This is a genomic window from Nonomuraea polychroma, from assembly GCF_004011505.1.
GTDB lineage: Bacteria > Actinomycetota > Actinomycetes > Streptosporangiales > Streptosporangiaceae > Nonomuraea > Nonomuraea polychroma.
In genome coordinates this window covers 4,888,379-4,912,161 of the sequence record NZ_SAUN01000001.1, presented here as the reverse complement: position 1 = coordinate 4,912,161, position 23,783 = coordinate 4,888,379, and the positions used below count along the sequence as shown (strand labels likewise).

Genomic DNA, 23,783 nt, shown 5'->3' with positions numbered 1-23,783 from the left:
GATCTCAACGCGGAAGCGATGCTATGGCCGACCCCCTACGCGACAGCGATCCGACCCACATCGGCCCCTACCGGCTGCACTCACGGCTCGGCGGGGGCGGGATGGGACAGGTGTTCCTGGGCCGTTCCCCGGGCGGACGCCTGGTGGCCGTCAAGGTGGTGCGCCCCGAACTGGCCGACGACACCGACTTCCGAAGGCGCTTCGCCGCCGAGGTGGAGGCCGCCCGCAAGGTCGGCGGGTTCTATACCGCTCAGGTTGTGGACGCCGGCACCGACGCCTCCCCGCCGTGGCTGGCCACCGCCTATATCCCCGGCCCCTCTCTGCACCAGGCCATCGAAGAGCATGGGCCGCTCCCCTTGCAGTCGGTCGCAGTGCTGGGAGCCGGGCTGGCTGAAGGACTCGCCGCCGTGCATACCTGCGCGGTGGTGCACCGGGACCTCAAACCCGCCAACGTCATCCTCGCCGAGGACGGGCCCCGCCTGATCGACTTCGGTATCGCCCGGGCCCTGGACGCCACCAGCCACACCCAGAGCGCCACCGTGCTGGGCACCGCCGCGTTCATGTCCCCCGAACAGGCCATGGCCCAGAAGGTCGGGCCAGCCTCGGACGTGTTCTCGCTCGGCAGCGTGCTCGCCTTCGCCGCAACCGGCCACAGCCCCTTCGGAACGGGGCCCGTCCACGCGGTCCTCTTCCGCGTCGTGCACGCCGAGCCGGACCTGAGCGGTGTGCCCGCCCCGCTGGCCGCTCTGCTGACAGCCTGCCTGGCCAAGGACCCCACCGCCCGGCCCGACCTGCAGCAGGTGCTGGCCCACCTCACCGCGCTCGCTTCGCCTGGCACCGGCCCCGGCCAGGGGCGGTGGCTGCCGGAAGCGCTCACCCAGATCATCGCCGAACGCCGAACCCTGACGCTGACCGCTGTCGACCGCCCAGCTGCAGGCGGCACGGACAGTGACAATCCCCCGACGATGGCGCCACCACCGCCCGGCCACGCGGGCCAGCCGCGGCCACCGCAGCCGGTCAATGAACGCCACCACATGCACGGCGGCAGCCTGCCGTACCCGGCCACCGGCTACCGGATCGCCGTCTACGTACTGCTCGCCCTCTTCGCTCTGGTCTCCGTGAGCACGGCGATGCACCAGCTCGCCTACGCCGAAGACGCGGGACAGATGCGCCTGCTGGAGAACTACAACGACATCCACGAATTCAGTGAGACGTCCAGCACCATCATGTTGGCAGCCCAAATGATCGTGGGCGTGGGACTTCTGGTCTGCTGGCTGCTCTGGTTCTTCCGGGTGCGAGTGGGCGCCGAGCGGCTCGCACCCGGCCAGCTGCGGTACCGCCCCTCCATGGCCGTGTACAGCTGGTTCATCCCGATCGGCAACCTGTGGCTGCCCAAGCAGATCGCCGACGACATCTGGCGCGCCTCCAGCCCGCCCGGACGCAGCGGCACGATGGCCCCGGCCGGTCTCCTGCACACGTGGTGGGCCCTGTGGCTGGTCACTTTCCTGACCTGGCCCCTCTTCTGGTACGAGTGGACGGAATTTCTCAGCACACACAGCGAACACATGGCCTACGACGGCTCCCTGTACCATGCGTACGAGTACACACCAGCCGTCTGGGCCAGCCTGGCCCTGCACGTGCTGGTCGTGCCGACGGCGATCGTCACCGCTCGGTATGTGCGGAGACTGAGCGCCATGCAGGCGGCCAAACTCAACAGCTGACCGCCGAGCCCCCACACGGCTCAAGGAAAGCTTCGGTGGAAGGGAACGATCGCCGTGGCCGCAAGCCTGCGGTCTACACCCCCTCCTCGTCCTCCCCACCGCCGTCGGAGAGGTCGGCAGGTCGGGGATCTCGCCGAGGGGCCGCAGGCCCTCGGCCGCCGCGGAGGAGGAGATGGAGTAGCGGCCCAGGACGTTCAGGCGGGCGTGGCCGAGCGGGCTGAGCCGGGCGGCGTCCTCGTCCTTGACCGGGACGCCGTCGGCGCGCAGCCGGTCGACCGCGGCCGACAGATACTTCGAGTTCCACAGCGACCGCGTTGACGACGAGCCCCAGAGCCGCCTTCAGGCTCGGCATCCTGCTCATCAACAACGACGCCCCCCAAGAAGGCGTTCTGTTCCTCCAGCGCGCCGCCCGCGTGAACAGCAAGCTGAGGCTCACCCTGCCCGACCTCACCGTCCGCGACCGGCTGTGCGGCGCCATCGTCAGCGACGTCTGCCGCGACATCGCCGACGCCTACCGCGCCAGCGGCATGAAGACCAGGGCGAGAAGGTGGAATGCCTACAGTGACACCATCGACACCACCTTCCCGCTCGCCGCCCTGCTCTACCGCCGCACACAGCCCGCCGGCCGCCACGCACGCGACGTCACCCATGACTGGTCCGCCTTGAAGACAGCGAGATCAAGCAGATCAGCACCATCTACACGTTCAAGCGCGCCGCCGGCCCTTCACCCACGACGCCCCCGGGTGGCGCGGCGGCTCCCACCCTGTACCCCTCGTACCCCTTCGACAGCTCTCGGCAGGCCGACCTCTGGGATCAGATCTTCAGCAATCTCGATTCTGACGACGACTTCTGGAACGAGATCACCACAATCGGTTAGCAGGTGTACGAACAAAATCAGGCCGAGACGATGGACCGTCGTCATTGTTTGAGTGATCATTCGCGGCACTGCGGTCGACGCCGACGCCCTGAGACGGATGTGGGCGGAGGGGTCTGCCGACGTTCGGGGTCCGGTCGCGCTGATTAGAGGAGCCGCGATATCTCGGTCGCGGCGCTGAGCACCAGTGGGGCGATCGTGCTCTCATCCCGCACGCCGATGGTGACCACGCCCACGCTGGCGTTGGCCGGGCGCCGTGGCGTGGTGATCGGGGCGGCGACACCCCACGCCCCGGGCTGCAGCTCACCCGCGGTGACCGAGTAACCGGAGACGCGGGCCTCCGCTATCGCCGCGCGCTCCCCCGGGCAGGGCGGGCGGCCGGCCAGGATGGCGATCCCTGAGGCGCCGCGGTCTGCCGGATGCCGGGTACCGGGGCGATAGCTGACGTGGATCTGTGAGGCGCGCGGCTCGGCCACGGTGAGCACGACCGCCTGGCTCTCGTCGATGTCGAGCACCGTGATGAAAGCGGTGGCGTTGCAGGTGTCGGCCAGCATCTGGAGCGCGGAGGCGGCCGCGCTGCGGAGCCTGTGCTGCACGGCGGCGTTGAGCTCGACGATGCCGAGGCCGAGGGTGTAGCGGGTGCCGATCCGTGCGACCAGCCGGTGGTTGCCGAGGGCGGCCAGATGGCGGGAGACGGCGTTGCGATGGATCCCGGCCAATTGCGCGAGTTCGGTGATCGTCAAACCGTCCGGGTGGTCCCTGAGGATCTCCAGGAGCCGCAGTCCGGTGTCGATCGTCTTCGAGCCCGCCATGGAGGCGGCCGTGCTGTGGTGCTCCGCGGTCATCGGACGCCTTGGCGAGGTACGGGTGTGTAGCGTACGGGCAGGTGCTTGATGCCGCCGATGAAGTTCGACACCAGCCGGACAGGTGGTCCGGCGAGCTCGACGTCGGGCAGCCGCCAAAGAAGTTCGCGGTAGAACGCGCGGAGTTGCAGCCGGGCGAAATGGGAGCCGAGGCACACGTGCGGGCCGTTTCCGAACGAGATGTGGTCATTGGGCCGGCGTGCGATGTCGAAACGTATCGGGTCGGGGAACTGCCGCTCGTCGAAGTTGGCGGCACCGTGAAAGACGACGACCTTGTCGCCCGCGGCGATGGCTCGTCCGGCCAGGACGGTGTCGCGTACTGCTGTACGTCGGAAGCTGAGGACGGGGGGATGCCAGCGCAGCATCTCCTCGATGGCCGAGTCGAGGAGCTCAGGCTGATCGAGCAGCCGACGATGCTGGTCTGGATGGTCGAGCAAGGCGAGCATCCCGCCGGGCAGGGCCGAACGCACCGTGTCGTTGCCCGCGATGACCAGGAGAAAGAAGAACATCGAGAGTTCGGGATCGGTGAGACGCTGCCCGTCCACCTCCGCCGTGGCGAGCGCGGTCATGACGTCGGTTGCCGGGTTCCGGCGCTTGTAGGCGGCGAGGGAGTGAGCGTACTCGAACATGTCGCTGAGCATGGCCGGGGATCGCGGATTGACCGGCTTGCCGTCCGGGCCGCGTACGACGGTCGCGTGGTCGGGATCCTGGTAGCCGATCACGCGGTTGGTCCACTCCAGGATCTGGCCGCGATCGGCGGAGGGGATGCCGAGGAGATCGGCGAGGTTGTGGATCGGGTAGTCGTCGGTCACGTCCACCGGCAGGTCGCACTCGCCTCGCTCGGCGATCTCGTCGACGAGCAGGCGCGCCCGTGCCGCGATGCCGGTCCTGAAGCGCTCGATGCGCCTGGCGGTGAACACGCCGGAGACTATCCGCCGGAGCCGGCCGTGGTCCGGCGGATCGAGGTTGAGCATCGTGCGCCGGATGAACGACAGGTCGGCGGGGTCCGGGTCACGGATCTGGGTGGCGCCGAGCCAGGAGCTGTACTCCATCGGCGTGCGCAGCACGCGTACGACGTCCGCGTGGCGGGTCACCGCCCAGAACCCGGGCCCTGCCGGCCAGTCACCGACCTCGTGCTCCTCGTGCCAGTGCACGGGGTCGTGGTCGCGCAGCCAGCGGTACGTCTCATGCGGGATGCCTTGTGCGTAGATACGCGGGTCGAACACGTTGACCGTCGTATTCATGTCGATCATGGACATCCCATCTGGAGATCGTCAGGCGGACAGGAAACGTTCGATGGCGGACACCAGGGCCAACGGTGTCTCATCCATCGCGTAGTGGCCGGCGTCCGCGAATGTCAGCAGCTCGGCGTTCGGGTACCACTGCAGCCACGTACCCCGCATGACATCGGCGGAAAGTGCGGGGTCGTGCTCACCGGCGATGACGAGCACGGGCGTGGCGGCGCCGGCCACCTCGGTGTGGAAGTCGGTGCGCGCCCAGGCGTCCAGGTAGGCCCGGTAGGCGGTCACCGTGGAGTTCCGCAGCGAGTTGTCCACCATCTCATCGAGCCATGTGCCCGGAAGCCGGTTGCCGGTGGTGAGATCGATGATCGCACGACGGTTGGCGGGCTCCTCGGCGGAGCCGGAGAACAACGCCCAGCCCTGCTCGTCGAACGGCACGCCGGAGGCCGGCACCGGAGAGATGCCGACGAGCTTGCGGACCCGGCCGGGCGCGTCCAGCATCACCCGCTGCATCGCCGTGCCGCCCATGGAGTGACCAACCAGGGAGAAGCTCTCCCAGCCCAGCTTGTCGGCGAGTGCTATCACATCGCCGGCGATCTCGGCGAGGGTGTACTCGCCGGTGAGGTCGCGGGCCTCGCCGTACCCCCGGTAGTCGGGGAAGGCGTAGGTGAAGGCGTCGCCGTCCAGGTAGGGCTGGATCTTCCTGAAGGAGCCGCGGTCTCCCAACCAGCCGTGCAACGCGATTACGCGGTGCGGCCCGGAGCCGCGGACGTCGTGAGGAAGGACGACGGGGGACATGGGGGATTCTCCTTCGTGTTCGTGGCGCCGGATGGGGAACGCTCAGCGAATGTCCTGCCAGTCGGCACCTCGCCCGCCCGTCGGGCGCCGCCGAGGCACTCCAGGCTGAACCAGACGTACTTGCCGGCTTCGTGCTGGACGGCGCCCCACTGGTCGGCCTGCGCCTCCACCAGGAACAGCCCACGCCCGCTTTCGGAGAAGAAGTCAGGGGCTCGCTGCGTGGGGAGGGTCGGATCGGAGTCGCAGACCGCCAGCCAGACCGTGGTGTCCCCCACCCGCACGTTGATCCTTATACCGGAGGATCCCCGAGCGGGAGGGGCGGCGTGCTGGACCGCGTTCGTGACCAGCTCGCTGGTCAGCTCGGCGATCGTCGCCTCGTCGGCGGCGCAGAGAGACAGATCCCAGGAGGCGAGCATTGCCGACACCCAGCGGCGGGCGATTGATGACGCGATGGGGGAGCAGGGCAGATCGCACCAGCCGGAGAGCCGTCTGCTCGTGAGGTCGCTGACGATGGTCACCGCGCGCTCGCTCCGATCGGCGGTGAAGGGCAGGTCGGCGTGCCGTTACGGCACCGCGCCGCACTCCGCGGCTTGGCGGCTCCCGGGCCCGCGCCACCCTCCATGGGGCGCCTTGATAAGGCGGCGGCCGGCCCGCCCTCGGGTTTCAGGCAATGCATCGCGAACACGGCGTGAACTTCTCCCGGGATGCCCAAATATTGGGCATGGTGGTCAAAAGATGGGCGCGCAGAGAAGAAAGCATCGATCGGAATAAAGCTGTTGTCAACGCGAATGGCGCAAAACGTGGATCATTCGTGTTGAGGGCGGAATGCGGGAGCCCCGCTGCGGGGGGGTACGCCGTACTGACCTCGCTGGAACTCGAGCTGGAACCGGCCGGGCACCTGGCGGAGCTGGCCAGCGCGTTGGAGGGCGCCTATGTCCGGGTGCTGGATGGGCTCGGCGGCAACACCGCGGTGCAGTTCGTCGGCGGCCGGCTGCAGTTGGAGAAGCTTGGCCCGCTGGCCGAACCACCGCTGATGAAGGAGCTGCGCAGCCTCATCGACGGGCCGCCGAAGCCGACGCGTGGATCCTCGGCGCCGGCATCGGAAAGATCGCCCAACGCCTGCCGTCGATCAACCCGGCCGAGCTGTCGCCCGGCGACTTGATCAGGCTGATGGACGTGACGACGCAGCATCGGCGCAGCCTGTTCGGCGACCCGGCCGCCACCCTGGCGCCGGCCGACGCGGAGGCGGCCGAGCGGCAGGCCCGCCTGTCGGAGGAGCAAGGCCTGATGTTGTCCGAGGTGATTCGCCGCATCTGCGACGCGCTGCAGGGCGAGGTGCTGGGGCTGGTCACCGAACTGGCCGGGCCGCAAGACGGGGAGGACGGGCAGGCCGTGGAGCGGTTCGCCGCGACGGTCGCCGGCGCGGTGCGGACGCGCTGGCCTGCCTGGTTGTCCCGGATCGTGCCGGAGCAGATCGCCGCCGTCACGGGAGAGGAAGAGACACCGACATGGGCGAAACCCGCACCCACCCCCGAACGCTTGAGAGGACCCCAGCCGTGACCGACCCGCACGTGACCATCAACCTCACCTTCCGCACCCCGGCGGCCGCCCCCGTCGTGCTCGAACACATCGTGGCCGCCATCAACAAGCACGGCATGCCGTACCAGCTGGCGAACGCCGGGTGCGACAGCTTCGACCTCGACGAAATGGAGGAGACGTGACCGGCGGCCGGCCGCCCGTGAACGCCTCCGCGCGATACCAGAGGAGGTAACGCCTTGCCGATCAACGCGGACGCCTGCCCGGGCCCATGCAACCGCGCGGCCAGGCTGGCGTGAAACACCTATGACCAGGCCGTCGTCGACCACGGCATCGCGATGGACGTCTACGCGGACGCCTACGAGCGGTACAGGGCCGACCTGGAGGCCTGGCATCCGCCGCTCGCCTGGCCGAGCGAACCGCACCGGCCGGCCCGGCCGCAGCCTCCGACCTCGCCCGTCGCCGTGGGCGCGCCGGTCTGGTGCGGCCTCTGCCCGCGCATCATCGAGGCCGCGCTCGCCGAGCTCGACGACACCGCCGCCCTCCTGGCCGCGGAGGTCGACGGCCACTGCGGCGGCTGCACGACCGGACCGAACGGAGTCGCTGCCCCCACGCCCGAGACGATCGTGGACACGCTCGACGAGCTGTACGGCGTCCTCGTCCACGTCGAAGACCAGTGGCGGACCGCCCGCGGCTACCCGCCCCGGCCGCGTCGAGCCCGCGGCGCGCACGCGCGGGCTGTTGCCGTGGGCTGGCTGCTGGGCCAGTTGGACGACATCCTGCTGGACCCGTGGTCGGCCGATGTAGGACTGGACGTGCTCCACTGGCACCGCAAGCTGTTGCACATGTCCAAGTCGGATCCTGCCAGCCGGCGGAGCCCGATCGCCTGCCCGCGCTGCCGGGAGCGCCAGGTGATTCGACGCGATGACGGCTACTACGAGTGCGGCAGCTGCGGGCGGCTGTTGAATGAGACCGAACACGACCGGGAGTTTTCTGAGCAGGCCGACCAGCACGACCACTAGCAGCCCGAGATGACCACATCGTGATCGACGACCACGATGGGGAGACTGCCCTCCTACCTTCGCCCAGGCCGTCATCGAGCCTTGGTTCTGCGGTGGGGGGAATGAATACCGGAGGCACTCGGGGGCGGTTCGTCTCGCGCACTTGTACGCACGCGGCGCTGATGGGCAGGCGTCCGTCGGCGCTGGCAGCGACTTCGCCGAGCTGATGGAGGCTTTCGCGCATTTGGGCGAGAGTGAGCGGCGCCTCGCCGAGCTGCGCACGCTGCTCGTACGCACCACTACCGACGCAGGCGGGGGTCTGCTGGCGCTGCTCGGCCCGCCAACGCAGCACGATCTCGCGGCTGCTCTTGCTGACCCGTCGCGGCTCGAAGAAGGGCTGCTCGCCGCAATGCGCGGCGCTGTCGGCGACGTGAATGGACGAGTCGGCTCGGTGCCGTTCGTGCGGCTGCAGCTGTTACTCGCCCCGATCATCGAGTCGTGTCGGCGACTGCTCGACGCGCCCGTCCCCGACGCGCTCGTGCCCGACTTACGGTCGATCGCCGCACAGGCGTACACCCTCGCCGGCCGGTTCGCCTTCGAGACCCAAGCCGACGAGGCGTCGAGGGCGTTGTATGCCGCGGCGACCGATGCCTCCGGCAGCCTTGGTGAGCCTTGGCGCCGTGCCGTTGTCCACATGAGTCATGCGCTCGTCACGCTGTACTCGACGCCTGGCCTTGCTGCCGCGAGGGCGCTCGTCGACGCTGCAGTGCGTGATGCCCGCGCTGGTGAGAGCGTGACGGTCCGGGCTCGTGCTCACGCCCTGCAGGCGGAGATCGCAGCCCGAGCTGGTGCGGAGAAACATGCCCGGGCGGCGCTCGCGCTCGCGTGGTACGACATGGACAAGGACCACGATGGAGACCCCGCGACGAGCTCTTTTTCGCCTGCCCACCTGCGCGGGTTCGAGGGCGTCACCTCGCTGTATATCGGCGATCCAGCCGAGGCGCACGAGTACTTTGCCCGCTCGGCCGCGTCGCTTGTAGCTCCGCGTGAGCGGGTACAGCGGGCGATCGTCTCGACCGACCAGCCGCTCGCCCGCATCCTCCTCGGAGATCCCCACTCGGCCGCCGAGCTGCTGCACGAGTGCATAGACGCCGCATCCCAAACTGGCGGTCGAGTCGCTGCGATCCGCTTGCGCCGTGCGCGCCGCGACCTGCGTCCGTGGCGGCGCGAGACCTTCGTAGCCGACCTCGACGACCACTTGATCGAGTCGCTCGGGCCGTAGCAGCCGCTGTTGGGACTGCGTGCGCGACCTTGTACGGCATCCCCTGGTTCTCTCAGTCGGCGTCGGCCCAGAGCCGATCCATCTCCTCAAATAAAGTCGGTTCGCTCCTGGAACACCCAGTGACCGCACTCCTCGATGACGCCGCCGTGTACGTTCGTCGCGATGGCCTTTGCGCTGTCGATGCAGTGAGATCCGAAGGACGATCGGCCGCCCCATGCCATCATCGGCACGGTCAGCTTCTCCGCGGTCAGCTCCCTCATCTGCTCGGCCGACGGCGACGAACTGCCAGCCGATCGTCGCGCACGCCCAGGCCGGCGCCGCCAGATTGGCGGCGCCCACGGTGCCGGATCTGAACACCTCCAGCGGGACGAGCGGCGCGGGCCGCCGGCGCTCGATGAGGACGAAGGCGCCCAGGAGCAGCACGGCCACGACACAGGCCGGCCAGTTCCGCTCCGTCAGCGCGAACACCGCCATCAGCACGCCGCCAATGACCGCGATCGCGCCGGCGGCGTCGAACCCCTCGCGCGTCGCGAGCGGCCGAACGCCGCGTGGCAGCACCAGCGGCGCTCGGCGAGGCGCTACGCCTGCTGCATGACAACCCCGCCCACCGGTGGACGGTCGCCTCCCTGGCCACCAAGGTCGGCCTGTCCCGCGCCGCCTTCGCCCAGCGCTTCACCGCCCTGGTCGGACAGCCACCGCTGGGCTACCTCACCGACTGGCGCATGACCATCGCTGCCGACCTGCTCCGCGACACCCAGCAGACCGTGGCCCACCAGGTCGGTTACAGTGACCCGTTCGCGTTCAGCGTCGCCTTCAAGCGCGCCAGCGGCCGTACACCGTCGGCTTGGCGAGGCTCCTGCCAGCAGGGGTACGGCATACGGTGACGGCTTGACCACCCACCGAGCCGACTCCCTCCGCTCCCGCCGCCATCTAAAGCTCAACCAGGCCTAGCCCGGGCGGAACGATGCCGGCTGCTCGCCGAGGGTTGAGTGCACAACACGGCCGCGCCTCATCGTGGCCGCGGTCCGACCCAACACGACAGAGCGAGTCCCTTGGGGATGTTAGGCGCCTGCCGTACATGTGCCGCTCTATTGACGGCAGTGCACCTTAGAAAGTCCAGAACTCATGCGCGTTGTCCTTGATCGCCAGCTTGATGGGAACCGCCACCGACTTGGCGATGACCTGCCCCCTTGCAACCTTGATGGCGTCGTTCACCGCTCGCGAGCCGATCAGCCTCGGCTGCTGGGCGACCGTGGCGGCCATCGTGCCGGCCCGCACCGCCTTGATCCCGTCCGGCGTGCCGTCGAAGCCTACGACCTTGACCTGCCGCCCTGCTCTGTTCCCCAGCGCCTGGATCGCGCCCAGCGCCATTTCGTCGTTGCTCGCGAACACCCCTGTAATGTCGGGGTGACGCTGAATCAGGTTCGTCATGACGTCCTGCCCCTTGGCCCTGTTGAAGTCGGCTGGGTGCCTGGCGATGACCTTGATTTTCGGGTACGCCGCGATGCCGTCGGTGAAACCCCGGTCGCGGTCACGCGAGGCTGAGGTACCGGCTGTACCTCGGAGCACCACCACGTTGCCCTTTCCGCTGAGCTGCTTGGCCAACACCTGCGCACCCAGCTTGCCTCCGGCCACATTGTCGGAGGTCACGGTTTGTGCCGTCTCGTAGCCATTGACGCTGCGGTCGGCCGCGATCACCGGGATGCCGGCCTGACCGGCCGCCTTGACTGCCGGGGCGACCGCGTCGGAATCCACCGGGTTGAGGATGATCGCCTTGACGCGTTGTTTGGTGAAGTTTCGGATCTGGCCGGCCTGCCGCACGCTGTCGTTGTGGGCGTCGGTGACCGTCAACGTGACCCCCGAACGCTGCGCCGCGGCCTCCGCTCCGTCACGGAACTGGACGAAATAGGGATTGCTCAGCGTTGACACCGACATACCGATCGCGAGATCTCCCGAGACGTTGCCTGCGACGGGCGAGCCACAGGCGGCCAGACCGAACGCGCCGCCGAATATGAGAATCGCGAAAACTCGCATGACCTTTCTTCTTACCGGTTCGTGGCCTGCGCCGTCGGGTGTCAAGGAAGACCGCGAGCGCGGTCACCACCGTGCACGGCCCGTTGCCGAAACACTTGGATCGGCAGCAGGTTCAGGCCTGTTGCAGGACGGTCAGGATGGCGCGCTGACGAACGTGCCGAGCGCCGGGTCCTTCCCACCGGGCAGGTCGCGTGTCGATCACGAGGACCGCGATCACGCCGGCTCGTGGCCGGCCGACTCCTAGTCCCTCAAGACCAGGCCGCTGCCGGGCCCGATCCGGTCACCACCGCGAAACTGCTGGACACAGTGTATGTGATGAAATTCACGTTTCGGACACGCTGCCCGGCAGCGCGCCGGTAGCATGATCTGCCTCGAGGGTCTGCGCGGCTGAGAGATCACGCCGCTCGGCAGCGAGTTTCAAGGGCCTGCGTTTCGCCGGTGTGGATCCGCTCGCCTCGTCCCCGAACCGGTGTCGAGCGGCTCTGCTATACGCAGAACAGGCCGTTCTTGCTATGCGCAGCGGCCGGGGCGGTAACGGGCATCGGGCGGGGTAGTGTGGCGGTATGCGGGCCTGGCTCTTCGGCCGCTGAGTCTCAACCGTGGGGTGGTGTGGCGGTGGATGGCCCCAGGACGGTCAGGCGGGGCCTCGGTAGTCGGGGGTGAGCGCTGGCCCTCGAAGGCGGGCACCGGACGGCCGGGCAGAAACGTCTGCAGGAGTCCGAGATACGCCTCGCTCTGGTATGTGTCAGCGCCGAGGTAGGTGAGCGTGGCCGAGGGTAGTGCCCGCTGGAAGTCCCTGGCCGACGCCCAGCTCTGCTCGTCGCACCCGCCCTTGACGATCAGTATGGGCGCCCTCACCTTGGCCAGGCTCAGCCGGAGCGAGCGAGGCGCGGCCCGCCCGGTCAGGCCGACGTAACCCCCCGAAACCGGTTGCGGTGGCGGAGCAGGGATGCGAGGCTCCCCGGCGGACCAGGTGGAGGTAGGCGTCCAGTTCCCGATCATCCGCAAACGCGCGCGCCGCCCGCACCCACAACAACGTGAAGACGCCGCGTTGTTCTTTACGGGCTTGTCGGTGCTGCGACCGGCTTCCGTCCTTGCCCGGGCATGGCCCCGTCTCTCGTGCGTTCACTGGCTTAGGAGTTCAGCGAAGCGGTCCAGCGCACGATCGGTGCGGTGGCTGCACCGGCTACGAGACTACGACGTCGTGCCCATCGACTACCGCCAGCAGGAGGTCGCCAAGGTCGTACGCGCCGAGCACCCCGAGGGTGTCCGGATCGTCTACGACCACCTGGGCGGCCCTACCGTGCGCGCCAACCACCGCCTCCTGGCGCCAGGCGGCGTACTGGTCAACTATGCCTTCATCGGACGGCCTGGACACGTCCTGGCCGACACCATCCGCGGTGCGCTGCGGAACCGAATGCTGAACCTGCTGCCCGGCAAGCGCACGGCCATCTGCTCCCTCCCCCGGGAGATCGCCGCGGATCCATCACGACATCAGGCACTGCTCACACACTTGTTCGAGCTCGCACGAAGAGCGCGACGGGCGAGCCGAGTCCCTGCTCGGTGTCACCGCGTCGCCCACCGTGGGATTGTGCGGTCTGGGAGCCGTGGCCGCCGCTTGTGCTGCGGTGCCGCCTACGCGTCCGTATCCGCGCGGGCAGCCCCTACGGACGTGACGACCAGCGGGCCGTCTCGGACCTGAACTCGCGCGGCGACACGCCGTAAGCCGTGCGGAAGGCGCGGCTGAACTCGGCTGGTCGGCCGAACCCCCACCGGGCGGCGATCTCATGAATCGGCACGTCGACCAGAGCCGCGTCGCCGAGGTCACGGCGGGCGCGCTGCAGCCGTTGATCGCGTATCCACGCCGCCACCGTGTCGCCTTCTTCCTGGAAGAGCCGGTGTAGGTAGCTGACCGAGATGTGGTGGGCGGTGGCAACCGACCGCGGGGTGAGGTCGGGATCGTCCAGATGGCGCTGAATGTAGGTGCGAATGCGCAGGGCGAGGGTCTGCCGTTGGGAACCCGGCCGCGGGCCAGGCCCCGATTCCAGGACACTGGAGACACACGCGGCCACGAGATCCACCAGCACCATCCCCAGCCGCTGCCCATCCGCAGGGTTGAGCGACAGCTTCTCATCGGACAGATCCTCGATGAATCCCTTGAGCAGCCCGCTCACTCCACCGTCAACAGGCACGCCATGCCCGAGCAGCGGAGCCATCGACTCGCCCCCCAGCGGCAGCACCGGCTTCGGGATGGCGACCAGGGCCAACTCCAGAGCATCGTCGTCCCCGTCGGATTCCAGGCGTATCTCGTCGAGCTGGGCAAGGTCGTGGAGGTAAAGATCACCCACGCTCACGGTGTCCTGCCGCCCCGCCCACGTCGCGTTCACGGTGCCGCGCCTTGGCACGATGAGCTGGACAATGTCAGCATCTCCAGTCCACACCGGGTCGGTCTCCCACTGGAGGTGTATCGGGCGGAACCGCTTCACCCCCAGTGCGGCCACGCCGAGATCGACCACACGTGTGCCAGCGAAAAGACCACTCCCATCGACGGTGGCGAACTCACGACACACATCGGCATTGGTGATCCAGTCACTCCAGGCCGTCGCCCGCCGGCGAGCTATCCCTTCTCCACGCACTCGTATCCTCATTTCCAATAGATGGAACCGGGCGAGCGAGGCCGGATCCTCATGGTTTTGGGTCTTCCTTCTGTCCTGAGGGCCGGTCAGACGAGTTTGCTGCGACGGTCAGGCGTACACGTCCCGGGATCTGCCCGTGCGCTCCCGCAGCCACCGCGAAGATTCCTCCGGCGTGCGGTTGCTCGCGCAGCTCCGCCTCGGACAGGCCCACCCGGGCGGTGGTCACGTACAGTGTGCCGAGGCCGGCGCCGCCGAAGGCGCAGCTCGTCACCTTGCGTGCGGGGATGTCGACGGTCGTGACGAGCCGACCCTCCGGCGAGAACCGCTGCACCGCCCATCCCTCCCACAGCGCCACCCAGAGACATCCCTCCGCATCGACCGTCAGCCCGTCGGGACGTCCGCGCTCGATGTCGATCAGGCGGCACCGGTTGCCGAGGGCGCCCGTCTCCGGGTCGTGGTCGAAGGCGTCCACGCCGCCCGTGGGGGAGTCCGCGTAGTAGAACGTGCGCCCGTCGGGGCTCCAGCCGAGGCCATTGGAGACCGAGACACCGGTCACCATGGTGCGGAGCGTGCCGTCGGGGTCAAGGCGGTAGAGCGCGCCCGCGCCTTGGATGCCGGAGAGCAGGGTCCCGGCCCAAAAGCGTCCCCAGGGGTCGGCCTTCCCGTCGTTGAACCGTCCGCCCGGCGGATCGGTGTCCACCTCGTGCAGGACCGTACGTCCCGAGCCGTCGGCGGCGCAGCCGACGATCCCCGTCGCCGTCGCGAGCAGCAGGCCGCCGTCGTGGCGGGCGGCCACGGCGCCGACCGCCTCGCCCGCGGTGAAGCTCACGTTCTCGCCGGTCGCGGGGGAGAAGCGGTGCACCCGGCCCGCCGGGATGTCGACCCACCACAGCCCCTGCCGCACGGGATCCCAGATCGGGCACTCTGCCACCGTCGCGTGCGCGTCTAGCACCAGGTCGGCCGTCATGGGCGGGGCACCGCGATGCTCTGATGGGCGAGGAACGGCAGCAGGCCGGGCAGGCCGCCCTCGTAGCCGATGCCGCTGTCGCCGCGGCCGCCGAAGGGGATCTCCGGCGTGGTGGGGGTGGCCACATTGACGCTCGCGATTCCCACGTCGAGCCGGGCGAGCAGCTCTGCGCCCGCGGCGGCGTCGCCGGTGCAGACGTACCCGGCCAGGCCGTGCGCGGTGGCCGAGGCGTCGATGATCGGCTCTTTCAGGTCGGCGAAGGAGCGGACCAGCGCGACGGGGCCGAAGACCTCCTCCCGCCACTCCGGTCGGTTTGTTGCCGGATCGACGATCAGTGCCGGTGCGACGTACCAGCCGCTCGACTCCGGCCGCCGGCCCTGGTGCACCCGTGCGCCTGCCGAGCCCAGCGCGGCGACGAGACCTTCCAGGCGTGCGGCCATCTCGGGGGTGCGTACGGGGCCGAGGGTCGTACGTTCGTCCAGCGGGTCGCCGGGGACTAGGGCCGAGACCCGCGCGGCGAGGCGGTCGAGGAAGTCCGCGCGTATGTCGTGGTGCACCCAGATGTTGTTCGCGGCGATGCACGAGGCTCCGTTGTTGCGGAACTTCGCCACCATGAGTGTGTCCGCCGCCTCGTCGAGGTCGGCGTCGGGCAGCACGATGAACGGCGCGCGCCCGCCGAGCTCCATCACCACGGGCGTCAGGGCCGCCCCGGCCGCCCGGGCGATGGTCCGGCCGACGGCGGTGGAGCCGGTGAAGTGCAGCAGGCGGACGCGGCTGTCGTCCAGCCAGGCGCCGCTGATCTCCGGCCCGTCCCCGGCCACCGTGTTCAGCAGGCCCTCGGGGAGCTCGGACTCGCAGAGCTCGGCGAAGGCGAGGCTGGACAGCAGCGACAGCTCGGAGGGCTTGAAGACCACGGCGCAGCCGGTGGCCAGAGCGGGTGCGATCTTGCGGGCGGGAATCGAGACGGGGAAGTTCCACGGTGTCAGGACGGCGGCCACGCCCACCGGTCCGGTGCGTACGAGGTGCCGTAGGCCGGGACGTACCGAGTGCGCCTGGTCGGTGAGGGTGTGTGCGAGGTCGGCGTACCAGTCGAAGTAGTCAGCTGCCAGAGCGAGCTCGGCGCTCGCCTCGCGGAGGCATTTGCCGGTTTCGCGCGCGACCGTCTCGGCCAGGTCGTCGGCGGTGCGCAGTCGCCGGGTGATCGCGCGCAGCACCGCGCCCCGTTGCGGGGCCGGCGTGGCGCGCCATCCCTCCAGCGAGGCGGCGGCGACGTCCACGGCGCGTGCGGCGTCGCGGCCGGTGCCCGCGGTGACGTGCCCGATCGTCCGCCCGGTCGCGGGCTCCACCACCTCGTAGCGGGTTCCGTCACCGGCATGTTGCCGGCCGCTCAGCCGCACCCCAGAGATGTCGTCCTGCATGATTCGTCCCCCCTGCGTCATTGGTCCTCGCCGCCCAGCACGGCCAGGTAGTGGAGCGCGCCGTCGGCCAGCCGGTCCCAGTCCCTGTCCCTGACGGCATCCGCATCGACCAGCCCGGCGCCGACCCCCACCGTCGCGCACCCGGCCAGCAGGCACTGGCTGGCGAGCTCGGCGGTGAGCCCGCCGGTGGCGAGCAGCGGCACGTCGGGCAGCGGCTGGCGCAGTTGCCGGACGTACTCGGCGCCGACGGGGGCGATGGGGAAGATCTTGACAAGGTCCGCGCCGGCGGCGTGCGCCCGGACGACCTCGGTCGGCGTGAACGCCCCAGGGATCGAAACCAGCCCGGCCGCCTTCGTCGCCTGGACCACCTCGGCGTCCAGATGAGGGGAGAGCAGAAACGAGGCGCCCGCGTCCGCGGCAGCCTTGACGTGGTCGAGCGTGCGTACGCTGCCCGCGCCGATCAAGGCGTCACCGAACCGTCGCGACAGCCCGGCGATCGAGGTGAGTGCGCCGGGGCTGTCCATGGTCGTCTCAAAGGCCGTGACCCCGATGGCGTGGAGGGCGTCGGAGGCCGCGAGCACGTCGTCAGGGCCCAGGCCACGGTAAATGATCAAGAGTTCGGGAAAATCCATGTCTCTCACCAGTTCGTGAAGGAGCCGTCAGAGCGGGACAGACGTGGCGGCTCGTTCCAGGTCTCGGTACGGAAGGCCGCCAGCGCGTCGAGGTCGATCGGCAGGCCCAGCCCCGGCCCCTCCAGCGGCAGCAGGCTCCCGCCGCGCCACTCCGGCGCCGCCGGAAACACCTCGGGCAGCAGGTCGCCGGGCCGGTAGGGCTGTTCCTGGACGCCGAACGCGGTGCAGGCGAGGTTGAAGTGGAGCGCCGCGGCGGTGGCCACCGGGCCGAGGGGGTTGTGCACGGCCACGCGGATGTAGTGAGTCTCGCACCAGCCGGCGATCTTCGCGGCCTCGGTGAGCCCGCCCGCGATGCACAGGTCGATCCGAGTGTAGTCGATCAGCTCCTCCTCGATCAGCGGTCGGAACTCCCACTTCGACGCCAGTTGCTCGCCGGCCGCCAGCGGCACGGCCGTGCGTTCGCGAAGCCTGCGGTAGGCGTCGAGGTTCTCGCACCGCAGCGGGTCCTCGACGAACAGCGGGCGCAGCGGCTCCAGCTCGCGGCAGAGCAGGGCGGCCTCGGGCGGGTCGAGGCGGGTGTGGACGTCGAGGATCAGGTCGACGTCATCGCCCACCGCCTCCCTGGCCGCCGCGAATGTCTCGACGCCCGCACGTATCGCCGCGCGGGGCTCGAACGTCTCTCCGGACGCGGGGAGTGTCAGCCGCAACGCCCGCCATCCCGCCTCGCGCAGCTCCGTGCAGGCCCGCGCGACTTCGGCGGGACCGCTTCCGGCCGGCCGTACGTGCGTGTAGCACGCAACGCGGTCGCGGACCCGCCCGCCGAGCAGGACGTGCACGGGCACGCCGAGTGCTTTGCCCTTGATGTCCCACAGCGCGAGGTCGACGGCGGCGAGCGCCGAGGCCACCACCCGGTCGGCGGGGAAGAAGCCGCCGCGGGACATCAGCTGCCACAACCGCTCCGTGCGTAGCGGGTCCTGGCCGACCAGCAACGGCGTGAGGTGCTCGAGCGCTCCGCACACCGCCGCCCCACGGCTCGCGAGCCCCGACTCGCCTATGCCGAGCACGCCCTCGTCGGTGTCGACGAGCACGAACAGATAGGTACGCGGCCCGCCCCGTACGGGCACCGCACGAATGTCGGTGATCTTCACGCCGTCTCCTCGCTGAAGTGGCAGGCCGACCAGCGGCCCGGCGCGACCTCGCGCGCGACCGGCCGCTCGGTGCGGCAGATCTCCCGTGCCGCCCGCACCGCGCACCGCGTGTGGAAGGGACAGCCGGAGGGAGGTGACAGCGGGCTGGGCACCTCTCCCGACAGCGCCACCCGGCTCCGCCGGCGCTCGACCGCGGGGTCGGGCTCGGGTACCGCCGACAGCAGGGCGGCCGTGTACGGGTGCAGCGGCCGGGCGCACACCTCGCCGGCCGGTCCCTCCTCCATGATCTGTCCCAGGTACATCACGGCGATGCGGTCGCTCATGTGCCTGACCACGGCGATGTCGTGGGCGACCAGCAGGTACGCGATACCGAGACGGTCCTTCAGGTCGAGCAGCAGGTTGACGATCTGCGCCTGGAGCGAGACGTCAAGGGCGGAGACGGGCTCGTCGAGCACCAGCACCGACGGGCTGACGGCCAGGGCCCTGGCCAGGGCGATGCGCTGGCGCTGGCCGCCGGAGAAGTCGCGCGGCAGCCGGGCCGTCATGGCGGGGTCGAGGCCGACCAGCTCCAGCAGTTCGGCCACCCTGCGTTCGGCCTGGCCAGGGCCCGCCAGGCCGTGGACGCGCAGCGGCTCGGCCACCAGGCGGCCGACGGTGTGCCGCGGGTTGAGCGAGGCGTACGGGTCCTGCAGGACGAGCTGGACCTGCCTGCGCAGTCCGGCCAGCCCGCGGCGGTCCGTGGACGTCAGGTCGTGGTCCCTCACCAGCACGGACCCTGCATCGGGTTTCTCCAGGCCGAGCAGGATGCGCGTGAGCGTGGACTTGCCGCAGCCAGACTCGCCGACCAGCCCGAGCGTCTCGCCGGCGCCCAGCCGCAGGCTCACCCCGCGCACGGCCCTGACCTCGCCTTTGGCACGCCGCCCGATCCCGCGCCCGCGCACGGCGTAGCTCTTGTGCACGTCGCGCAGGACGAGAACGTCGGCGCCGGGCTCGTCAGGCCGCGGCGAGGGCTCGGAGGCGGCAGGCGCGCCCCCCGCCTGCGAGCGATCGGTCACGGTGAGGCGTAAGCCGTCGGCGGTGACCCAGCAGGCGGCCCGGTGGCCGTGGTCCCGCTCGGTCAGCGGCGGAGCCTCGGTGTGGCAGCGGTCCTCGGCGAACGCGCAGCGCGGTGCGAAGGCACAGCCGCCGGGAGGACGACGCAGGTCCGGTGGCCGGCCGGGGATCGCCTGCAGCCGGTTCGCGCCGCCCGTGAGCCGGGGCATCGACTTGAGCAGGCTCCACGCGTACGGATGCCGCGGCGCGTCGTGGAGCACGGCCACGGGGGCCTCCTCGACGATCTGGCCCGCGTACATGACCAGGGCCCGGTCGCACAGCCGGGCCACCAGGCCGAGATTGTGGGTGATGACGGCGATCGCGGTGCCCAGCTCCTGGTTCAGTCGCGCGAACACCTCCAGGATCTGGGCCTGCACCGTGACGTCCAGGGCGGTGGTGGGCTCGTCGGCGATGATGAGCGACGGGTCGCCCGCCAGCGCGATGGCGATCATGACACGCTGCCGCATGCCGCCGGAGAACTGGTGCGGATAGTCGGCCAGCCGCCGCGCGGGGTCGGGCACGCCTACGAGCTCCAGCAGCTCGGCGGCCCGGGACCGGGCGCGGCGGCGGTCGTGGCCGTGTGCCCGTACGGCCTCGGCGACCTGCTCGCCGATGGTCATGACCGGGTTGAGCGAGGACAGGGGGTCCTGGAAGACCATGCCGATCTCGCCGCCGCGCAGCCGGGCGAGCTCGGCCCCGGACATGTCGAGGACCTCGCGTCCCCGGTACCGGATGGAGCCGGAGGTGATCCGGCCCGGGTCGCGTACGAGCCGCAGCACGCTGCGGGCCGTCACGGACTTGCCGGAGCCTGACTCGCCGACGATGGCGAGTGACTCGCCGGGATGGACGTCGAAGCCCACCCCGCGCACGGCCCGCACGCGGCCCTGTCGCCCGGGGAACTCGACTCTCAGGTCGCGCACCTGGAGGAGGGCGTCTTGGTTGTCGTTCACGAATTCTCCAGGGGGTCTCCGGGGTCAGTGGCCGCGGCGCAGGGCCGCGTTGAGTGCGTCGCCGAGCAGGTTGAGTCCGATGACCAGGCCCGTGAGCACGGCGATGGGCGCCAGAACAGCCCAGTGCTGCTCCGCCAGGTAGGGGAGCCCTTTCTCGATCATTCCGCCGAGCGACGGGGCGGGCGGCTGGATGCCGAAGCCCAGCAGGCTGAGCGCGCCCTCCAGGAACACGGCGCCGGCCGCGGACATCACGAAGTTCACCACGAGCGCGTCGACCGCGTTCGGCAGGATGTGCGTCACCAGGATCGCGGCGCGCGAGGCGCCCACGACGCGGGCTCCGGTGACGTACTCCCGCTCGCGCTCCGTGAGCACGGCCGTCCTGGTCAGTCGGGCGGTGACGGGGATGCCGCTGATGACGATGACGATCAGCACGGTGGAGAACCCGGGGCCGAGGAACGCGGCCAGCGCCGCGCCCATGATCACCGTCGGGAAGGCCAGTTTGACGTCGAGCACCCGCTGGACGAGGACATCCACGATCCGGTGCGTGGTCGCCAGCAGCCCGACGACGATGCCGATGGCCTTGCTGAGCGGCACTGCCAGGACAATGATGATCACGTCCTGCCTGATGCCGTACAGCAGCCGGGACAGCACGTCCCTGCCCAGGTCGTCGGTGCCGAACCAGTGGCCGGCCGAGGGCCCTTCCAGCACCGCGCCAGTTTGCTGGAAGTCCGGCGGGTACGGGCTGAGCCACGGCGCGAGCACGCCGGCCGCGACCAGTACCAGGACGATCGCCGTGCCTGCCGCGCCCCCGGGGGAGCGCAGCGCGCCGGAGCTCGGGGGCATTCTCATGACGCCTCGCCCTCCAGCCTCACGCGCGGGTCGAGAGCCGCGTGGATCAGGTCGCCGGTCACCTGTACGACGATGAAGACGACGACGAAATAGACGACCAGGTCCTGGATGATCAGGTAGTCGTGGCTGACGACCGCGTTCGCCAGCACCTGGCCGAGCCCGGGCCAAGCGAACACCGCCTCGATGACCACGGCGCCGCCGAGTACGTGGCCGACGCGCATGCCCAGCACCGTGACGACTGGCGGCAGGGCGTTGGGCAGAGCGTGCCGCCAGAGCACCCGCCGGGCGGAGACGCCCTTGGCACGCGCGGTGTCGAGGTACTCCTCCTCCAGCTGCCTGCGTAGCTCCGTCTCCAGGAACCTGCCCACGACCACTCCGGAATGCAGCCCCAGCGCGATGGCGGGCATGGCCAGGTACTGGATGCCGATCTCCGGGTCTGCCAGCAGCGGCTCACGGCCGCCGGCGGGCAGCAGGCGCACGGTGATCGCAAACAGCAGGATCAGCAGGATGCCCAGCACATACTCCGGGACCCCGAAGATCAGCGCGCTGGCGCCGCGGATCACTGCCTGGGTCGCCCGCCGCCGTGCCGTGGCGGCGGCGATGCCGAACGCCGCGCCGGTGAGGGCGGTGACGATCAGGCTGGCCAGCGCCAGCTCCGCGGTCGCGCCCGCCGCCGCGCCGAGGGTCTCGGCGATCGGCGCGCCGGAGATGTAAGAGGTGCCGAGGTCGCCGGTGACCAGGCCGCGGGCCCAGTCCGCGTACTGCTGCACCATCGGCCGGTCCAGGCCCATGCGTTGTTCCAGGGCGGCCACGGCGGCCGGGTCGGCCTGGTCGCCCAGGATGACCGAGGCGGGGCTGCCCGGCAGCAGGCCGATGAGCAGGAAGACGACGACCGAGGTCAGGACGACGGTGAGCGCCGCGGTCGGCAGGCGGCGGACGATGTAGGACAGCACGCGTCAGGCCACCGTGGACTTCCCCAGCAGCACGTCGTCCCAGACGGTGTAGTCCCAGTCGGAGACACCGTGGGTGACCGCGGTGCTGGTGGCGTGCACGAGGTCGCAGCAGAACGCCTCGTCCAAGATGAACTCGGTGACGGCGTCGTAGGCCGCGCGCTGCTCGGACTCGCCCGTGGCGCGCAGGGCGGCCTGGGCGAGCTTCTCGTATCGCTCTGAGGCGAAGTTGAACAGGTTCTGCGTGGTCCGGTAGGGCATGGCGCTGTAAAGGAGGTTGGTGGGGGAGAGGTTGTTGTACCCGTGCTGGCCCATCCACATCCCCTCGAACGAGCGGCTCTCGATGCGTTCCTGCTGCTGGGTGGCGTTGAGCACGCGCAACCGTGGCTTGAGCCCGGCTTCGCGCAGGTTGAACTCCACGATCTCCGCGGACTTCCCGACCGGCTGCGCCGATTCCAGGATCAGCTCGGCGCCGTCGGCTCCGGCCTCCTTCAGCAGGCTCACGGCCCGGGTAAGGTCGCGGGCGTAGTGATCGGCGAGCCGCTGGTTGTGCGCCGGGCTGGTGGCCGACCAGGGGGTGGCGTTCGGGGTGGCCTTGCCGCGGTAGATCTCCTCCGCGATCCTGCGGCGGTCCAGCGCGTAGTGGACGGCCTGGCGCACCCGCTTGTCCTTCAGGGGGCCGGCGTTGACGTTGCAGCCAAGGTAGACGCCGGAGCTGTAGGTGTCGTACGGCGTCACGGTGAACGTCCGGTCGGACTCCACCTGCTTGAGCTCCATGGGGCCGACCCCGGTGGCCAGGTGCACCTGGCCCGAGCGCAGCGCCGACATGCGGGCCTCCGGCTTGGTGATCACCCTCACCAGGACGCTGTCGAGGGCGGGCCGGCCGGACTCCCAGTACTTGGCATAGCGGTCGAGCCGAAGGCTCGTGCCCTGCCGGTACTCGGCGAAGGTGAACGGCCCGGTGCCGATCACCCTGGCGCCGGTCGTGAGCTCCTGGGCCGACTCTCGGTCCAGCATGATCATCAGGGAGAGCGCGTCGAAGAGGTTGTTCACCGGCTCCTCGAAGGCCAGCCGTACGGTGCCGGAGTCCACCGCCTCGACGCCGGAGAGCCGCTCGAGCAGCCACGCGAAGGCGAACGGCGGCTGCATGTCGCGCTGGAACTCCACGGAGAACCGCACGTCGTCCACTGTGAAAGGGCGGCCGGAGTGCCAGGTGACGCCCTCGCGGAGGGTCAGGGTGGTGACGCGGCCGCCGTCGCTCGTCTTCCAGGCGGTCGCCAGCTCCGGGAGCACCTCGTGCGTCTTCCTGTCGAGGCGGATCAGGCTGTTGAAGACCTGCCTGCGCCAGGTGGCGTTCTGCGCGGACTGGTTGACCACGGTCTTGGGGATGATGTCCGTGCCCTGTGCGATGACGAGCCGGCCGCCGCGCGTCCCGGGCGTGCTCGTCCTGTTCCTGGCCTCCCGCTCGACGGCGGAGGTGCAGGCGCTCGCCCCCAGCAGGGCCAGGCTCGCGGCGCCCCAGCGCAGGATGTCTCTTCGCGGCACCAAGCCGTCGGGAGGGGGCTGGTTGCTCATGGTGGAATACCTCCGTCGCGCGTCGGCCCGCGGGGCCGTGGCTCGTCCGGCCCGGACTTCTGGCTGCTCAGCCGATTTAATTCCTGTCAGAAGTTAATCTCTGGGTGCCGGGGTCGTCAAGACGTTCCGGGGGAGAGGATTGACGTCCGTCCCGCGCGTTGACGCTCAGGGTCCCGACTATTATCTTCCGTAGACAACTTATGTATGACCAGATGA

23 protein-coding genes are annotated in these 23,783 nt (G+C 69.9%); 8 read left to right on the top strand and 15 right to left on the bottom strand.

From position 1 onward, the window contains the following. Positions 1-23 precede the first annotated feature (23 nt). Complete coding sequence (locus EDD27_RS22440; protein WP_127934120.1) at positions 24-1,721, top strand: protein kinase domain-containing protein; 1,698 nt, start codon at positions 24-26, stop codon at positions 1,719-1,721. Between the two features lie 1,020 nt (positions 1,722-2,741). Here the strand turns inward: EDD27_RS22440 and EDD27_RS22430 are convergent. From EDD27_RS22430 to EDD27_RS22415, 4 genes are read right to left on the bottom strand one after another with little or no spacing between them, the layout of a single operon-like run. Continuing rightward, positions 2,742-3,440, bottom strand: a complete 699-nt coding sequence (locus tag EDD27_RS22430) for an IclR family transcriptional regulator (protein WP_127934119.1) — start codon at positions 3,438-3,440, stop codon at positions 2,742-2,744. After that, positions 3,437-4,711, bottom strand: coding sequence for a cytochrome P450 (locus EDD27_RS22425; RefSeq protein WP_241564194.1), 1,275 nt, complete (start codon positions 4,709-4,711; stop codon positions 3,437-3,439). Before EDD27_RS22425 ends, EDD27_RS22430 begins: the two co-directional genes overlap by 4 nt. A gap of 21 nt (positions 4,712-4,732) precedes the next feature. Next, entirely contained in the window at positions 4,733-5,497 is a 765-nt protein-coding gene (locus EDD27_RS22420) for an alpha/beta fold hydrolase (protein WP_127934118.1), read from the bottom strand. Then, complete coding sequence (locus EDD27_RS22415) at positions 5,443-6,015, bottom strand: ATP-binding protein (RefSeq protein ID WP_127934117.1); 573 nt, start codon at positions 6,013-6,015, stop codon at positions 5,443-5,445. The genes EDD27_RS22420 and EDD27_RS22415 overlap by 55 nt, the downstream gene beginning before the upstream one ends. 152 nt (positions 6,016-6,167) lie before the next feature. Between EDD27_RS22415 and EDD27_RS54505 the strand changes: the two genes are divergently transcribed. The 5 genes from EDD27_RS54505 (at position 6,168) to EDD27_RS22400 (ending at position 9,316) form a co-directional block, all read left to right on the top strand. After that, entirely contained in the window at positions 6,168-6,659 is a 492-nt protein-coding gene (locus EDD27_RS54505) for a hypothetical protein (RefSeq protein ID WP_164903385.1), read from the top strand. Positions 6,660-6,673: 14 nt separating this feature from the next. Continuing rightward, entirely contained in the window at positions 6,674-7,057 is a 384-nt protein-coding gene (locus tag EDD27_RS54500; RefSeq protein WP_164903384.1) for a hypothetical protein, read from the top strand. Continuing rightward, positions 7,054-7,218: a hypothetical protein gene (locus tag EDD27_RS54495; protein ID WP_164903750.1), complete on the top strand. Its 165-nt coding sequence runs from the start codon at positions 7,054-7,056 to the stop codon at positions 7,216-7,218. Before EDD27_RS54500 ends, EDD27_RS54495 begins: the two co-directional genes overlap by 4 nt. 153 nt (positions 7,219-7,371) lie before the next feature. Next, positions 7,372-8,055, top strand: coding sequence for a hypothetical protein (locus EDD27_RS22405; RefSeq protein ID WP_127934115.1), 684 nt, complete (start codon positions 7,372-7,374; stop codon positions 8,053-8,055). A gap of 142 nt (positions 8,056-8,197) precedes the next feature. Beyond that, complete coding sequence (locus EDD27_RS22400; RefSeq protein WP_206641604.1) at positions 8,198-9,316, top strand: NsdA family TPR-like regulatory protein; 1,119 nt, start codon at positions 8,198-8,200, stop codon at positions 9,314-9,316. Positions 9,317-9,402: 86 nt separating this feature from the next. On the opposite strand, the gene EDD27_RS54490 is transcribed toward EDD27_RS22400, so the two are convergent. After that, complete coding sequence (locus EDD27_RS54490; RefSeq protein WP_164903749.1) at positions 9,403-9,576, bottom strand: hypothetical protein; 174 nt, start codon at positions 9,574-9,576, stop codon at positions 9,403-9,405. Between the two features lie 288 nt (positions 9,577-9,864). Between EDD27_RS54490 and EDD27_RS22395 the strand changes: the two genes are divergently transcribed. Further along, a complete protein-coding gene (locus EDD27_RS22395) occupies positions 9,865-10,200 on the top strand; it encodes a helix-turn-helix transcriptional regulator (RefSeq protein ID WP_127934114.1) in 336 nt (111 codons plus the stop codon). Positions 10,201-10,423: 223 nt separating this feature from the next. On the opposite strand, the gene EDD27_RS22390 is transcribed toward EDD27_RS22395, so the two are convergent. Continuing rightward, entirely contained in the window at positions 10,424-11,350 is a 927-nt protein-coding gene (locus EDD27_RS22390) for a substrate-binding domain-containing protein (protein WP_127934113.1), read from the bottom strand. Positions 11,351-12,116: 766 nt separating this feature from the next. Here EDD27_RS22390 and EDD27_RS54485 point away from each other — a divergent pair. Further along, on the top strand, positions 12,117-12,266 hold the full coding sequence (locus tag EDD27_RS54485) for a hypothetical protein (RefSeq protein ID WP_164903748.1): 150 nt from the start codon (positions 12,117-12,119) through the stop codon (positions 12,264-12,266). Positions 12,267-13,014: 748 nt separating this feature from the next. Here the strand turns inward: EDD27_RS54485 and EDD27_RS22385 are convergent. From EDD27_RS22385 to EDD27_RS22345, 9 genes are all read right to left on the bottom strand, one after another. Continuing rightward, positions 13,015-13,737: a helix-turn-helix transcriptional regulator gene (locus EDD27_RS22385; protein WP_164903747.1), complete on the bottom strand. Its 723-nt coding sequence runs from the start codon at positions 13,735-13,737 to the stop codon at positions 13,015-13,017. A 298-nt stretch (positions 13,738-14,035) separates the two neighbouring features. Further along, positions 14,036-14,953 (bottom strand): SMP-30/gluconolactonase/LRE family protein, encoded by a 918-nt coding sequence (locus tag EDD27_RS22380; protein ID WP_127934111.1) that lies wholly within the window; start codon positions 14,951-14,953, stop codon positions 14,036-14,038. Beyond that, the gene (locus EDD27_RS22375) at positions 14,950-16,371 is read right to left on the bottom strand and encodes an aldehyde dehydrogenase family protein (protein WP_164903746.1); all 1,422 of its coding nucleotides are present in this window, start codon (positions 16,369-16,371) and stop codon (positions 14,950-14,952) included. The genes EDD27_RS22380 and EDD27_RS22375 overlap by 4 nt, the downstream gene beginning before the upstream one ends. Before the next feature lie 17 nt (positions 16,372-16,388). Next, a complete protein-coding gene (locus EDD27_RS22370) occupies positions 16,389-17,003 on the bottom strand; it encodes a bifunctional 4-hydroxy-2-oxoglutarate aldolase/2-dehydro-3-deoxy-phosphogluconate aldolase (protein WP_127934109.1) in 615 nt (204 codons plus the stop codon). Between the two features lie 5 nt (positions 17,004-17,008). Further along, on the bottom strand, positions 17,009-18,151 hold the full coding sequence (gene dgoD, locus EDD27_RS22365) for a galactonate dehydratase (protein ID WP_164903745.1): 1,143 nt from the start codon (positions 18,149-18,151) through the stop codon (positions 17,009-17,011). Beyond that, positions 18,148-20,193: a dipeptide ABC transporter ATP-binding protein gene (locus tag EDD27_RS22360; protein ID WP_127934107.1), complete on the bottom strand. Its 2,046-nt coding sequence runs from the start codon at positions 20,191-20,193 to the stop codon at positions 18,148-18,150. The genes dgoD and EDD27_RS22360 overlap by 4 nt, the downstream gene beginning before the upstream one ends. A gap of 24 nt (positions 20,194-20,217) precedes the next feature. Next, on the bottom strand, positions 20,218-21,042 hold the full coding sequence (locus EDD27_RS22355) for an ABC transporter permease (RefSeq protein ID WP_127934106.1): 825 nt from the start codon (positions 21,040-21,042) through the stop codon (positions 20,218-20,220). Then, positions 21,039-21,995 (bottom strand): ABC transporter permease, encoded by a 957-nt coding sequence (locus EDD27_RS22350; protein ID WP_127934105.1) that lies wholly within the window; start codon positions 21,993-21,995, stop codon positions 21,039-21,041. Before EDD27_RS22350 ends, EDD27_RS22355 begins: the two co-directional genes overlap by 4 nt. Positions 21,996-21,998: 3 nt before the next feature. Further along, positions 21,999-23,567 (bottom strand): ABC transporter substrate-binding protein, encoded by a 1,569-nt coding sequence (locus tag EDD27_RS22345; RefSeq protein ID WP_127934104.1) that lies wholly within the window; start codon positions 23,565-23,567, stop codon positions 21,999-22,001. Positions 23,568-23,783 lie beyond the last annotated feature (216 nt).